Genomic DNA, 14,717 nt, shown 5'->3' on the forward strand with positions numbered 1-14,717 from the left:
ATTGGGCACCTCGGCACAGGCAACGACCGTGCATGATGACAGATGAAGGGTATAAGCAGACACGAATTACGGAGATATAGCAGCAATGCCAAAACGTACCGACTTAAAAAGTATTCTCATTTTAGGCGCTGGACCAATCGTAATTGGTCAGGCCTGTGAATTTGACTATTCCGGCGCTCAGGCCTGTAAAGCCTTAAAAGAGGAAGGTTATCGCGTTATTCTGGTGAACTCTAACCCAGCCACCATTATGACTGATCCGGAAATGGCTGACGCTACTTATATCGAGCCAATACACTGGCAGGTAGTAGAAAAAATTATTGAAAAAGAACGCCCTTGTGCAGTGCTGCCAACAATGGGTGGTCAGACTGCACTGAACTGTGCGCTGGATTTAGAGCGTCATGGCGTATTGGCTAAATATTATGTTGAAATGATAGGTGCCACAGCCGATGCTATCGACAAAGCAGAAGACCGTGGGCGCTTTGATAAAGCTATGCGTTCTATTGGTTTGGCCTGTCCGCGAGCAGGTTTTGCTCACTCGATGGATGAAGCGTATCAGGTACTGGATGATATCGGTTTCCCTTGTATTATCAGGCCCTCTTTTACCATGGGCGGCTCAGGCGGTGGTATTGCCTATAACCGCGAAGAGTTTGAAGAAATTTGTACCCGTGGGTTAGATTTGTCGCCAACCAAAGAGTTGTTAATTGACGAATCATTGATCGGCTGGAAAGAATACGAAATGGAAGTGGTGCGCGACAAAAACGATAACTGTATTATCGTCTGCGCCATTGAAAACTTCGACCCTATGGGGGTGCACACCGGTGACTCTATCACTGTCGCACCAGCGCAAACCCTAACCGATAAAGAATATCAAATTATGCGTAATGCCTCGTTGGCAGTTTTACGTGAAATTGGCGTTGAAACCGGCGGTTCAAACGTACAGTTTGGTATTAACCCGGTTGATGGCCGTATGGTTATTATTGAGATGAACCCTCGGGTATCACGCTCCTCTGCACTGGCATCCAAAGCAACAGGCTTCCCTATTGCCAAAGTGGCCGCTAAGCTGGCGATTGGCTATACGTTGGATGAGTTGGCCAATGATATTACCGGTGGTAAAACGCCTGCCTCGTTTGAGCCGAGTATCGATTACGTTGTCACTAAGGTGCCACGCTTTAACTTTGAGAAATTTGCCGGCGCTAACGATCGCTTAACCACCCAGATGAAGTCGGTTGGTGAAGTAATGGCGATTGGTCGTAACCAGCAAGAGTCTTTACAAAAAGCGCTGCGTAGCCTGGAAATTGGCGTTTGCGGTTTAGATCCAATAATTGATATCACGCTGCCAGAAGCCAAAGATAAGATTATTCGTGAATTAAAAGAGCCGGGTTCGCACCGTATTTGGTACATTGCTGATGCATTTCGCATGGGCATGAGCATGGATGATATTTTCAGCCTAACCAATATTGACCGCTGGTTTTTAGTGCAGCTGGAAGATTTAGTTAAAGAAGAACATTCATTAGCTAAAGACGGTTTTGTTGCCCTGGATAAAGCTCGTATTGCACGCCTGAAACGCAAAGGTTTTGCCGATAAGCGTATCGCTGACGTATTAGGTGTCAGTGAAAATGAAGTGCGTAAAAAGCGCTACAGTTTCAGTATTCATCCGGTTTATAAACGGGTAGATACCTGTGCCGCCGAGTTTGCATCTAACACGGCTTACATGTACTCAAGCTACGATGAAGAATGTGAATCTGCACCGACCAACCGCGATAAAATTATGATTATCGGTGGTGGCCCAAATCGTATAGGTCAGGGTATCGAGTTCGATTATTGCTGTGTTCATGCCGCGCTGGCACTGCGCGAAGATGGTTTTGAAACTATCATGGTGAACTGCAACCCGGAAACCGTTTCTACCGATTACGACACGTCAGATCGGTTGTACTTTGAACCGATTACGTTAGAAGACGTATTGGAAATTGTCCGCAAAGAACAACCTAAAGGCGTTATCGTGCAATATGGTGGTCAGACACCGCTGAAATTAGCACGTGCGCTGGAAGCTAACGGAGTGCCAATTATTGGTACTTCGCCTGATGCTATTGACCGCGCTGAGGATCGTGAGCGCTTCCAGCAGGCCGTTGAGCGCTTGGGGCTTAAACAGCCGAAAAATGCTACCGTAACCAGTATGGAAGAGGCGATTACTAAGTCGGTTGATATTGGTTTTCCGATGGTGGTGCGCCCGTCTTATGTGTTGGGTGGGCGGGCAATGGAAATTGTCTATGACGAGCAAGACTTACGCCGCTATATGAACGAAGCGGTCAGTGTATCTAACGATTCACCGGTATTGCTGGATAACTTCCTTGACGATGCGATCGAAGTTGATATCGATGCCATCTGTGATGGTAAAGATGTTGTCATCGGCGGCATTATGGAACACATTGAACAAGCGGGTGTGCACTCTGGTGACTCTGCCTGTTCGCTGCCACCGCATAGCTTGAGCAAAGAAATTCAGGATGTGATGCGTGAGCAAGTACGGAAACTGGCACTTGAGTTAGGCGTAGTTGGCCTGATGAACACCCAGTTTGCGGTTAAAGATAACGAAGTGTACTTAATTGAAGTCAACCCGCGTGCTGCCCGTACAGTGCCGTTTGTTTCTAAAGCGACCGGTGTAGCGGTGGCTAAAGTAGGCGCACGTTGCATGGCAGGCATGTCTCTGGCTCAGCAAGGTGTGACTAAAGAGATTATTCCACCGTTCTTCTCAGTAAAAGAAGTGGTTATTCCGTTTAACAAATTCCCGGGTGTCGATCCTATTTTAGGCCCGGAAATGCGTTCAACAGGCGAAGTTATGGGGGTGGGCGACACGTTTGAACAAGCCTTTGCTAAGGGACAGTTAGGCGCAAGTACGCTTATTCCAACCGGTGGCCGTGCCTTGCTTTCAGTTCGTGACAGCGATAAAGTGCGCGTTGTTGAACTGGCAAAACGGATGGTAGAAAAAGGCTTTGAGCTAGATGCAACCGGCGGTACGGCTAAAGCTTTACAAGCTGCAGGCGTGGAGTGTCGTACGGTTAACAAAGTATCAGAAGGTCGGCCGCATATATTAGATCGTATTAAAAACGGTGAATACAGTTATATTGTAAACACCACTGACGGTCGCCAGGCCATTGAAGACTCCAAAGTCATTCGTCGTGGAGCGCTGCAGTATAAAGCCAACTATACCACTACTTTAAATGCCGCCTTTGCTACCGTTAAATCAAACACTGCCAGTGCGTTTGATAGCGTAGCCTCGGTGCAGGAACTACATAAGAGAGTAAACGGATGAGTGCAATTCCGATGACAGTGCTGGGCGCAGAGAGATTACGCGCCGAGCTGCATGAACTTAAGTCAGTAAAACGGCCTATCATTATTCAGGCTATTGCGACGGCGCGTGAACACGGCGACTTAAAAGAGAACGCTGAATATCATGCTGCGCGAGAGCAGCAAGGGTTTTGTGAAGGGCGTATTCAGGATATAGAAGCTAAGTTATCTAATGCGCAGATCATTGATATTAGTAAACAACCTAACAATGGTAAGGTGATCTTTGGTTGTACAGTCACTATTTTGAATTTAGATTCTGAAGAAGAAGTGACGTATCGCATTGTTGGAGATGATGAAGCCGATATTAAAAATAACCTGATCTCTGTCAATTCGCCTATTGCGCGTGGCTTGATTGGCAAATCTGCTGATGACGTTGCTAACATTACTACGCCAAAAGGGGTGGTAGAGTTTGAAATTATAGATGTTAAATATATCTAAGCATTAACGCTACTGATGTAAAAACGCCAGCCTTAGGGCTGGCGTTTTTTATTTCTATAGTGCTACGTTATGCTAGCATTAGATTGATAACGGCCGTTGTAATCAAAAATACTGTCCAGATGTTGCCAACCTTTGTTGGTTTTTTTTAACAGAATAAGTTGCGGCATGCGAAATTTATCTTGATCGGCGACGACTTCAAGGGCTGTCAGGTAGTTTTTAGGTTTTAATCCTGGTGCACGTTGATGCGGTAAAATAAATAGCGCAAATAATGCCCTGCGCTGTGCTGCGGTTTGAAGTGCAAACTGACGATAAAACGGATTGCCATCAATATCTACATACTGCACTTGCAATCTGCCTTGCACATCAGTAAGCAACATGTGCTGACAACGAAACAAATGATGATGTTTTTGGTTTAATACCTCTTTCAAACGCTTATCAGGGTCGATAAGTTGAGACTGACACTGCTGACACACTCTGGCGGCAATATCATTTTCGCCACCACAATCTGGACAAATTCTGGCACGAAACCGATAACTGCATTGGTTGGGTACTGTGGTGGGCGCATGCTCTGCTAGCCCCTGGCAGCGTCTGCCGTAGTGTTCAATAATATCCCCGTCGTTATCGACCAGCCCCCAAAATATGTTGGCAAACTGACATTGTGGGCAAGGCACTTGAACGGGTACTGCCTTGCTGGTAGGCCTTGGGCTGCCCACTTCAGGGTAATATAAGTCATAGCCATTTGCGGCGTAGTCAATAATCAGGCAGTGGGTTTTATTTGGTGCACTGCGAAGGCCACGCCCTACCATTTGCTGAAATAAACTGACCGAGGCTGTAGGGCGCAAAATAGCGATTAAATCGACATGAGGCGCATCAAACCCAGTGGTAAGCACTGCAACATTAACTAAAAACTTCAGTCGCTGCGCCTTAAACTCGCTAATCAGCTGGTCGCGCTCGTTACCAGGTGTTGTTGCAGTGAGCAAGGCGACTTGTTGATTTAAGCCCTCGAGTAGAGTAACAATTTCGTTGGCATGACGCACCGAAGCGGCAAAGATAAGCACACCTTGCTTATTATGGGCTAACTGATTTAGTTGGCCGACAATTAATTTAGTAGCACGGCCCGTTTTACCGAGAATTGAATCAACCTGTTGCTCGCTGTAATCACCACCCTCAGTGGGAACAAGATGGCTAAAGTCATACTGCGCTGCCAAGCCGTCCAACAACACTGGTTTAGCTAAATAGCCTTTGTTGATAAGTGGCCGTAACGGCAGTTCGAAGATACAACGCGTAAAAGTGGCCTGCTCGACAGAGCCTACCTTACCGTGGTAGTGACTTTGGTATACCCAGCCTGTTCCTAACCGGTATGGCGTAGCAGTAAGTCCAAGGAGCTTAAGCGTGGAATTTTGCTGAAGTAAATGATTAAACAGTAACTGATACTGGCTATCTTCACTAAGACTAATTCTATGGCATTCATCAATAATGACTAGCGAAAAAGGCTGGCTAAACTGAGTCAGGTTACGTGCTGCTGATTGCACGCTAGCAATAACCGTCTTACCACTACTGTCCTTTTGCTTTAGTCCTGCAGCAAACACAGTGCCAGCTTGGCTTAGTAAAGCCACTTTTTCGGCATTTTGTGCCACTAACTCTTTAACATGCGTCAAAATAAGTACCCGCCCGTTGGCCAGGCGCGCCAACTCTGCCAGTACTAAACTTTTTCCTGCACCAGTCGGCAGTACTATAACTGCCGATTCGCTACTGTGCCTGAAATGGGCAATAGCAGCGTCAACGGCTTGCTGTTGATAGTCTCTTAATTGCACGGCAGGTTCGGTATTGTGACTGTTTAAATGTTTAATGTTATCATTGCCTACATGATGATGCAGGCAGTTGATAATATAGTTAAGTAGCTTGCTACAGAGTTAATGGCAGCAACATTAACCGCGAGGCAGTGGGATCTTTTTATCTTTACCCTGGCGGAAAAGTACCAGTGTTTTACCAATGACCTGAACTTTATCTGCTTTAGTTTCACGAACAATAGCATCCATGATGAGCACTTTTTCTTCACGATCTTCTGTAGGAACTTTAATTTTAATCAGTTCGTGAAAATTAAGCGCCACGTCGATTTCTGCTACTACACCTTCGGTCAGGCCATTGCCACCGAGCAGAATGACGGGTTTAAGATCATGTGCTTTTGCTTTTAAAAATTGTTTTTGTTTATTGGTTAAACTCATAAAATGACTATTTCCGCAGATAACGCTTGAATTTGCGTTATTGTAGCGCCATCTAACGCATAACACTAATCAAGAGTGATAGCATGACCAAGAAAAAACGCTCTGCCAGTTCAACACGCTGGTTGAAAGAGCATTTTGATGACAAATTTGTGCAAAAGGCACAAAAGCTCGGTTTAAGATCGCGCGCAGCGTTTAAACTTGAAGAGATTAATCTGCAAGACAAGTTGATTAAACCGGGCATGACCGTAGTCGATTTGGGTTCAGCGCCGGGCAGTTGGTCTCAATTTTGTGTTGGTTTAGTTGGGAGCTCAGGCACTATTATTGCGTGCGATATTTTGCCGATGGACCCGATAAACGGGGTTAGTTTTTTACAAGGCGATTTTCGCGAAGAAACGGTACTTGATGCACTACTGAGCCGAATTAATGGTCAGAACGTAGATGTAGTGCTATCTGATATGGCGCCGAATATGAGCGGAAATGATACCACGGATCAGGCGCGTTCTATTTATCTGGTGGAACTTGCGTTGGATATGTGTCACAAAGTATTGAAGCAAAATGGTAGTTTTGTGGTCAAAGTATTTCAGGGTGATGGCTTTGAGCAGTTCTTAAAAGATGTGCGAGCGGCTTTCACAACGGTTAAAATTCGTAAACCAGATTCGTCTCGTGCGCGTTCACGAGAGACATATATCGTGGCTACCGGCTTTAAAGTCTAGTAAAGTAGTCTGGTAATTATCTAATTTTCGGTAAGAAGAGGTTATAACCTTGAGTGACATGGCAAAAAATGTGATTGTCTGGTTAGTTATCGCCGTTGTTCTAATGTCGGTGTTCAATAGCTTTGGACCCGGTGACAACAGTGAGAGACAAACCAGTTACACTCAGTTTATCAAAGAGGTAAATCAAGGCCAGATCCGCGAAGTTAAAGTGGATCGCGCTGGCGTTATTACTGGTGTGAAACGCAGCGGTGAGCGCTTTGAAACCGTTATTCCGACAGGTTATGACCCAAAGTTAAATGATGACCTGATTAAAAATGAAGTGGACTCTTTTGGTAGCAAACCAGAAGAAAGTAGCTGGCTAACGACCATCTTTATTTCATGGTTCCCAATGTTGCTGCTCATTGGTGTGTGGATTTTCTTCATGCGCCAGATGCAGGGTGGTGGCGGTAAAGGCGCTATGTCATTTGGTAAGAGTAAAGCACGCTTAATGGGCGAAGATCAGATTAAGACCACTTTTGCTGATGTCGCAGGCTGTGACGAAGCAAAAGAAGAGGTGTCTGAGCTGGTCGATTACTTGCGAGACCCATCACGCTTCCAGAAGCTGGGCGGAAAGATCCCCAAGGGTATCTTAATGGTCGGCCCACCAGGTACCGGTAAAACGTTACTTGCAAAAGCCATTGCTGGCGAAGCTAAAGTTCCGTTTTTTACAATATCGGGTTCAGACTTTGTTGAAATGTTCGTTGGTGTGGGTGCGTCACGGGTACGTGACATGTTTGAACAGGCGAAAAAAGCCGCACCTTGTATCATTTTTATTGATGAAATTGACGCAGTTGGCCGTCAGCGCGGTGCCGGTTTAGGCGGTGGTCACGACGAACGTGAACAAACGTTAAACCAGATGCTGGTAGAGATGGATGGCTTCGATGGTAATGAAGGTATCATCATTATTGCCGCTACCAACCGTCCAGACGTATTGGACCCAGCGTTATTGCGCCCAGGTCGTTTTGACCGTCAGGTAGTCGTTGGTTTGCCTGATGTGAAAGGTCGTGAACAAATTCTTAAAGTGCATATGCGCAAAGTACCTTTAGCTGAAGGTGTTGAGCCTTCAGTAATCGCGCGAGGCACTCCGGGTTTCTCAGGTGCAGACTTAGCCAACCTGGTCAACGAAGCGGCATTGTTTGCTGCCCGCGGAAATCGTCGTGTGGTGTCGATGGATGAGTTTGAAAAAGCCAAAGACAAAATCATGATGGGCGCAGAACGCCGCTCTATGGTGATGACGGAAAAAGAAAAAGAGATGACGGCCTACCATGAAGCAGGCCATGCCATTGTTGGACGTTTAGTTCCGGATCACGATCCTGTCTACAAAGTGAGTATTATCCCGCGTGGTCGTGCCCTGGGGGTGACTATGTACTTACCTGAGCGTGACCGCGTATCACACAGCAAGCGTTTGCTTGAGAGCATGATAAGCTCGTTGTTCGGTGGTCGTATTGCTGAGGAAGTGATCTACGGTTTTGAGTCTGTAACTACAGGTGCTTCTAACGATATTGAACGTGCCACAGATTTGGCGCGTAAAATGGTAACTCAGTGGGGCTTCTCAGAAAAACTGGGGCCGCTGTTGTATGCAGACGAAGAAGGCGAAGTGTTTCTTGGACGCTCAGTCAGTAAAAATAAGCATATGTCTGAGGATACGGTAAAAGCCATTGATGCAGAGATCCGGCAGTTTATCGATCGCAACTACGACAGAGCTAAAAAGCTGATTGAAGAGAATATGGACATACTGCATGCGATGAAAGATGCATTAATGAAGTATGAAACCATTGATGCTAAGCAGATTGATGACTTAATGGAACGTCGTGAAGTTCGTCAACCGGAAAACTGGGAGCCCCGTGATAAACCGGGTTCTGATGATAAGCCGGATGCGAAATCAAATAACGATGATACCGCAACATCGGCGAAGCCTTCTGAAGGTAATCTGCACTAAGCACGTTGTCTAAAATTGATATTGTCCAAGCCCCGGTTTTGCCGGGGTTTATTTTTAGTGCCTATTTTTATCGTAAGTAAAAATAACGTTTATGCTTTACAGGAGTCGCTATGCTGTTGTCTCTACCTCGTCAGCGCCAACTTGATTTAACACGGCCAGTGGTTATGGGGATTTTAAATATCACACCCGATTCATTTTCTGATGGAGGTCGTATTCAGCGGGTAGACGATGCACTGCGTCAAGCCGAGCAAATGCTGGCAGATGGTGCGCAGGTTTTAGATATTGGTGGTGAGTCTACCCGCCCAGGTGCTGACGAGGTGCCGGAACAAGCTGAACTGCTGCGGGTAATACCTGTTATTGAGGCGATAAGGCAACGGTTTGATTGTGTTATTTCCATTGATACCAGTAAAGCTGCCGTGATGTCAGCAGCGGTTCAGGCAGGTGCAGATATTATCAATGACGTACGGGCACTGCAGGAACCCGGAGCACTCGCGGTTGCTGTGGCGTCTCAGGTTCCTGTCTGTTTAATGCATATGCAAGGTGCGCCACGCAGTATGCAACATGCACCGCAGTACGACGATGTTACCGCTGAGGTAAAACAGTTTTTACTACACAGAGCGTTAGCCTGTGAACATGCCGGTGTAAAAAAACACAATATCATTCTTGACCCCGGTTTTGGTTTTGGCAAAAGCCTGGAGCACAACTATACGTTACTGCGCCAGCTTTCTCAGTTTTGTGATACCGGTTATGCGATGCTTGCCGGTATGTCGCGCAAGTCTATGGTAGGGCAGTTACTTAGCCTGCCAGTGAACGAACGTTTGGCAGGCAGTCTGGCCTGCGCTACTATTGCAGCATTAAAAGGTGCCCAAATTATACGGGTGCATGATGTTAAAGAAACCGTGCAGGCCGTCAAGGTAGTGACAGCCATGCAGTATGGAGTATAAAGGATGAGCAGAAAGTATTTTGGTACCGACGGCGTACGCGGCAAAGTAGGGGATTTTCCTATTACACCTGAGTTTGCCATGAAACTAGGATGGGCAGCCGGTCGGGTGTTGTCGCAGCGTGGCACGCGTAAAGTGCTTATTGGTAAAGACACACGTATTTCCGGTTATTTACTTGAAACTGCACTAGAGGCAGGTTTAATTGCCGCCGGGATCAATGTACGCCTGCTGGGCCCAATGCCAACCCCCGCCGTTGCCTATCTCACCCGTACCTTTCGTGCCGAAGCCGGTATCGTTATTAGCGCGTCACATAACCCATACTATGATAACGGCATTAAGTTCTTCTCTGCTGATGGTACTAAACTGCCGGATGAAGTTGAACTTGCGATAGAATATGAGCTGGAACAGCCCATGGTCTGTGAATCGTCAGAAAAGCTTGGTAAGGCACAGCGTATCGAAGATGCGGCAGGCCGCTATATCGAGTTTTGTAAAAGTCATTTACCAAACCACCTATCGCTCAGTGGGATGAAAATTGTCATCGACTGCGCGCATGGCGCCACCTATCACATTGCACCTGCCGTATTTAAAGAGCTCGGTGCTGAGGTTGTGCTTATTGGTGCTAGCCCGAATGGCATTAACATTAATGCTGACTGCGGCGCGACGCATACAGACTTAGTGCAGAAAACGGTAGTAGAACAACAAGCTGATTTAGGTATTGCCTATGATGGCGATGGTGACCGGGTCATGATGGTTGATCATACTGGTCGTGTTATTGATGGCGATGAAATTGTTTATATTATTGCCCGTGCAGCGAAGTCACAAAATAAGTTACATGGAGGTGTCGTAGGCACCTTAATGAGTAACCTTGGCCTTGAACTGGCATTGCAGCAATTAGATATTCCCTTTGCCCGAAGTGCAGTTGGTGACCGGTATGTGATGGAATTGCTGCGTGAGAAAGATTGGCGTATCGGTGGTGAAAATTCTGGTCATGTACTTAACTTAGATCATACCTGTACCGGCGATGGCATTATTGCATCACTGCAAGTATTAACCGCGATGATTGAAGCGAAAATGACGCTGGCTGAATTTAGCCAAGGTATGCACAAGTTGCCACAAGTGCTGGTCAATGTGAAGTTTGAAAAAGGCACTGCACCTTTAGAAAAGCAGCATGTTAAGCAAGTTATCGCAGATGTTGAAACTAGGCTTAATGGATCTGGTCGAGTGCTAATTCGTAAAAGTGGTACTGAACCCTTGATCAGGGTAATGGTAGAAGGCGAAGACGCATTATTGGTGCGTGAATATGCTGAACAGATCGCCGCTGCGGTAAAAATAGCCAGTTGATTGTTCAATTGCGCCAATAATACTTGTTTGGCTGGGCGTGGTTGGTTACTATCGCGCCCGGTAAATAATGGGGATACCGCATCATGCATCGTACACCACTGATTGCTGCTAACTGGAAAATGAACGGTTCGGCTGCACTGGCACAAGACATGACTGCCGCGCTTAATGAGTTGTCGCAAGGTACTACCACTGTTGTGGTTTGCCCGCCGGCAACTTTGCTTACAGCCTTTACTAATCCAAAGACGTTCGCCTTAGGTGGCCAGACATTAAGTCATGAAGTTAGCGGTGCTTTTACCGGTGAGTTGAGTGCCAATTTGCTCCTTGAGGCGGGTGCAACCTATGTCATTGTTGGGCATTCTGAGCGACGCGAATTAAATTTTGAAACTGACGCCTTGATTGCGGCAAAGCTCAGTCGTGCAGTAGCAGCAGGCTTAACACCTATTTTGTGTGTTGGTGAATCATTATCTGAGCGACAACAAGAAAAAACTCAGCAGGTTCTTGCACGGCAACTTGATGCGGTGTATGCTTCGCAGCCCGAATTACTGGCAAACTCAGTGATTGCATATGAGCCAATATGGGCTATCGGTACCGGAGAGTCAGCTACGCCAGAACAGGCTCAAGCAACTCACCATTTTATCCGGCAGCATTTGGCGAAATATAATTCGCAGTCAGCCGTAACGGTGAAATTATTGTATGGCGGCAGTGTTAATGCAGACAATTGTGTTGCGTTATTTCAGCAAGCCGACATAGACGGTGCACTGGTAGGTGGCGCTAGCCTCAAGCCAGTTGAATTTGCGCAAATTTGCCTTGCAGTTACAAAAGGTGCAAAGGAATAAGCATGTACGAAATTTTTATAGTAGTTTATCTGTTAGTTGCGATGGCATTAATTGGCTTAGTGTTAATACAGCACGGTAAAGGTGCTGATATGGGCGCTTCTTTCGGTGCTGGTGCGTCTGCTACAGTGTTTGGCTCTTCTGGTACTGGTAACTTCCTTACCAAAACCACCACTATTCTGGCAACCATCTTTTTTGTCCTGAGTATTGTACTGGGCAATTACAGTGCAGGCCAGAGTAAAAAAGTTGACGAATGGCAGGATCTTTCTGTTCCTACTACAGAGCAAGTCGAATTGAAAAAAGACGATGCTAGCGATATTCCTGTAGGCAACTAAGTTAACAAAGAATTTGCCGAGGTGGTGAAATTGGTAGACACGCTATCTTGAGGGGGTAGTGTCTTCGGACGTGCGGGTTCAAGTCCCGCTCTCGGCACCAAATTAATCAACAGTTTGCCATAGCAACCCTTGCGATTAACCAGTCAGCGCTATATAATAAGCGCCAATTACGGACGCGGGATGGAGCAGCCTGGTAGCTCGTCGGGCTCATAACCCGAAGGTCGTCGGTTCAAATCCGGCTCCCGCAACCAAATTTAATGGTTAAGCAGTTACAGAGAAAGTCCAACGGGCTCCTCTTTATAACGGCAGGGCGAAGGTCTGAAATCCGGCTCCCGCAACCAACTTTCAGTCTTGTCGCATACGATGATGCTTTAAGGCAAAAGTGATTATGTTTTTCAGTAAACATTGGCGATATGTTTACTGATTAGATGCCCATTCGCCCCGCTAGTTCGGGGCGTTTTCGTATCTGCAGACTCAGTTTTAAGCAGTATTGGGCTACGCAGCCCTTTTTTTATTTGTTGCGACCTAGGACCTGGTTGCAGCAGATACAGGTTTTTCGGAGGTCGCATTGACTAAGCAAGAACAAACACTGACCGAGCTGTTGCTTCCAACAGTTGAAGCAACTGGCTTTGAGTTATTAGGGCTGGAACTGGTGCAGGCTGGTCGTCATTCGACTTTGCGCATTTATATTGACCATGCCGATGGCGTGAATGTTGATAATTGCGCACTGGTCAGCCGTGAAGTCAGCGCCATTTTAGATGTGGAAGATCCTATCACGAACGAATACCTGCTTGAGGTATCGTCGCCGGGTTTAGATCGCCCGCTATTTACTCCGGCACATTTCGCTGTAGTAGTAGGGCAAAAGATTGAAGTGAAACTTGCGATTCCACAGGATGGCCGTCGCAAGTTTAAAGGCGTACTAACAGCTATTGAAGACGATATGTTGATAGTGGAAGTAGATGGCAAACCCTATCGTTTGCTGATGGATAACGTAGATAAAGCAAACGTGGTACCTGTTTTTTAAGGTATCGGGGCAAAGCGAGGCAACAGACAATGGCAAAAGAAATATTATTAGTTGTTGATGCAGTTTCAAACGAAAAATCGGTACCGCGGGAGAAAATCTTCCAGGCATTAGAATTTGCGTTGGCAGCAGCTACGAAGAAGAAAAATGAAGGCGACATCGAAGTACGCGTCAGTATTGATCGTAAAACCGGTGCCTATGAAACTTTCCGTCGCTGGCAAGTTATCCCGGATGATCAGGTGCAAGAGCACCCGTACCGTGAAATGACATTATCGGCAGCGCAGTACGACGAGCCTTCAGTGCAGATTGGCGATTACTACGAAGAGCAAATCGATTCTATCGAATTTGACCGTATCACCACGCAGATGGCCAAGCAGGTTATCGTGCAAAAAGTGCGTGAAGCAGAACGTTCACAAGTTGTTGAAGCTTATGTCGACCAAGTGGGTGAGTTAGTCACAGGTGTAGTGAAAAAAGTTAATCGCGATAGCATCATTGTCGACTTAGGCAACAATGCTGAAGCGATGTTGGGTCGTGACGAAATGTTACCACGTGAAACCTATCGTCCGGGTGACCGTATTCGTGCCTTACTGTTTGAAGTAAAGCCAGAAGCGCGTGGTGCGCAACTGTTTTTAAGCCGTTCACGTCCAGAAATGTTATTGGAGCTGTTTCGCATTGAAGTGCCAGAAATTGGCGAAGAAATGATTGAACTGCGTGGTGCTGCTCGTGATCCGGGGGCACGTGCCAAAATAGCGGTGAAGACTAACGACCGTCGTATTGACCCGGTTGGTGCTTGTGTTGGTATGCGTGGTTCACGTGTACAGGCGGTATCAAACGAATTGGCCGGTGAGCGCGTAGATATCGTGTTGTATGACGACAACGATGCCCAGTTTGTTATTAACGCAATGGCACCAGCAGAAGTGGCTTCTATCATCGTTGATGAAGATACCCACTCTATGGACATTGCGGTTGAAGATTCAAGCCTGGCAATGGCAATTGGCCGTAATGGGCAAAACGTACGTTTGGCAAGCCAGCTTACAGGTTGGGAACTGAATGTTATGTCTGTTTCTGCCATGAAACAGAAACACCAGGAAGAAACAGCCAAGGTACGCCAGGCTTTTGTTGATGCTTTAGAGATTGATGAAGACTTTGCTGATGTTTTAGTTGACGAAGGTTTCTCGACACTAGAAGAAATTGCTTATGTACCTGTGAGTGAATTGTTAAGCATTGATGGTTTAGACGAAGCAATGGTTGAAGAACTTCGCGGTCGTGCTAAAGCAGTGTTAACAACTCGCGCACTCGCTAGCGAAGAATCGCTGGAAGACGCCCAACCAAGCGAAGCGCTGTTAGCGCTGGAAGGATTAGATACCCATATGGCTTATGTTTTAGCCAGTAAAGGGGTAACAACGTTAGACGACCTGGCAGAGCTGGGTGTTGATGATTTACTGGAAATTGCCACCATGTCGGAACAACAAGCCGCCGACCTGATTATGGGCGCCCGTAATATTGTCTGGTTTAGCGAAGAAAATAAGTAGTCAACGGAGGTAACAACA

The 14,717-nt window shown here is 46.5% G+C and carries 12 protein-coding genes and 2 tRNA genes; 12 read left to right on the top strand and 2 right to left on the bottom strand.

Annotated features, from left to right (window positions below):
* Window positions 1-85 precede the first annotated feature (85 nt).
* Together carB and greA are read left to right on the top strand one after the other, a co-directional pair.
* On the top strand, window positions 86-3,307 hold the full coding sequence (gene carB / locus H595_RS0102260) for a carbamoyl-phosphate synthase large subunit (protein ID WP_027669724.1): 3,222 nt from the start codon (window positions 86-88) through the stop codon (window positions 3,305-3,307).
* Window positions 3,304-3,780, top strand: a complete 477-nt coding sequence (greA, locus tag H595_RS0102265; RefSeq protein WP_027669725.1) for a transcription elongation factor GreA — start codon at window positions 3,304-3,306, stop codon at window positions 3,778-3,780. The genes carB and greA overlap by 4 nt, the downstream gene beginning before the upstream one ends.
* Window positions 3,781-3,842: 62 nt before the next feature.
* On the opposite strand, the gene radD is transcribed toward greA, so the two are convergent.
* Window positions 3,843-5,594, bottom strand: a complete 1,752-nt coding sequence (gene radD / locus H595_RS0102270; protein WP_027669726.1) for a DNA repair helicase RadD — start codon at window positions 5,592-5,594, stop codon at window positions 3,843-3,845.
* A gap of 114 nt (window positions 5,595-5,708) precedes the next feature.
* Window positions 5,709-6,005, bottom strand: coding sequence for a ribosome assembly RNA-binding protein YhbY (yhbY, locus tag H595_RS0102275; RefSeq protein WP_027669727.1), 297 nt, complete (start codon window positions 6,003-6,005; stop codon window positions 5,709-5,711).
* A gap of 83 nt (window positions 6,006-6,088) precedes the next feature.
* On the opposite strand from yhbY, the gene rlmE reads away from it, so the two are divergent.
* From rlmE to nusA, 10 genes are all read left to right on the top strand, one after another.
* Window positions 6,089-6,718: a 23S rRNA (uridine(2552)-2'-O)-methyltransferase RlmE gene (gene rlmE, locus H595_RS0102280; protein WP_027669728.1), complete on the top strand. Its 630-nt coding sequence runs from the start codon at window positions 6,089-6,091 to the stop codon at window positions 6,716-6,718.
* A 49-nt stretch (window positions 6,719-6,767) separates the two neighbouring features.
* Window positions 6,768-8,696, top strand: coding sequence for an ATP-dependent zinc metalloprotease FtsH (gene ftsH, locus H595_RS0102285; protein WP_027669729.1), 1,929 nt, complete (start codon window positions 6,768-6,770; stop codon window positions 8,694-8,696).
* A 110-nt stretch (window positions 8,697-8,806) separates the two neighbouring features.
* The gene (gene folP / locus H595_RS0102290) at window positions 8,807-9,640 is read left to right on the top strand and encodes a dihydropteroate synthase (RefSeq protein WP_027669730.1); all 834 of its coding nucleotides are present in this window, start codon (window positions 8,807-8,809) and stop codon (window positions 9,638-9,640) included.
* A gap of 3 nt (window positions 9,641-9,643) precedes the next feature.
* Window positions 9,644-10,978 carry a phosphoglucosamine mutase gene (gene glmM, locus H595_RS0102295; RefSeq protein WP_027669731.1) on the top strand — a complete coding sequence of 445 codons (1,335 nt, stop codon included), beginning with the start codon at window positions 9,644-9,646 and terminating at the stop codon, window positions 10,976-10,978.
* Window positions 10,979-11,061: 83 nt separating this feature from the next.
* The gene (gene tpiA / locus H595_RS0102300) at window positions 11,062-11,814 is read left to right on the top strand and encodes a triose-phosphate isomerase (protein ID WP_027669732.1); all 753 of its coding nucleotides are present in this window, start codon (window positions 11,062-11,064) and stop codon (window positions 11,812-11,814) included.
* 2 nt (window positions 11,815-11,816) lie between these two features.
* Window positions 11,817-12,146, top strand: coding sequence for a preprotein translocase subunit SecG (secG, locus tag H595_RS0102305; RefSeq protein ID WP_027669733.1), 330 nt, complete (start codon window positions 11,817-11,819; stop codon window positions 12,144-12,146).
* Window positions 12,147-12,161: 15 nt separating this feature from the next.
* A tRNA-Leu gene (locus H595_RS0102310) sits at window positions 12,162-12,246 on the top strand.
* Window positions 12,247-12,320: 74 nt separating this feature from the next.
* Window positions 12,321-12,397, top strand: a tRNA-Met gene (locus tag H595_RS0102315).
* A gap of 317 nt (window positions 12,398-12,714) precedes the next feature.
* On the top strand, window positions 12,715-13,170 hold the full coding sequence (gene rimP / locus H595_RS0102325) for a ribosome maturation factor RimP (protein WP_027669734.1): 456 nt from the start codon (window positions 12,715-12,717) through the stop codon (window positions 13,168-13,170).
* A gap of 29 nt (window positions 13,171-13,199) precedes the next feature.
* The gene (nusA, locus tag H595_RS0102330) at window positions 13,200-14,699 is read left to right on the top strand and encodes a transcription termination factor NusA (RefSeq protein WP_027669735.1); all 1,500 of its coding nucleotides are present in this window, start codon (window positions 13,200-13,202) and stop codon (window positions 14,697-14,699) included.
* Window positions 14,700-14,717: the final 18 nt, after the last annotated feature.

This window comes from Rheinheimera baltica DSM 14885 (assembly GCF_000425345.1).
In the GTDB taxonomy this organism is placed as follows: Bacteria; Pseudomonadota; Gammaproteobacteria; order Enterobacterales; family Alteromonadaceae; genus Alishewanella; species Alishewanella baltica.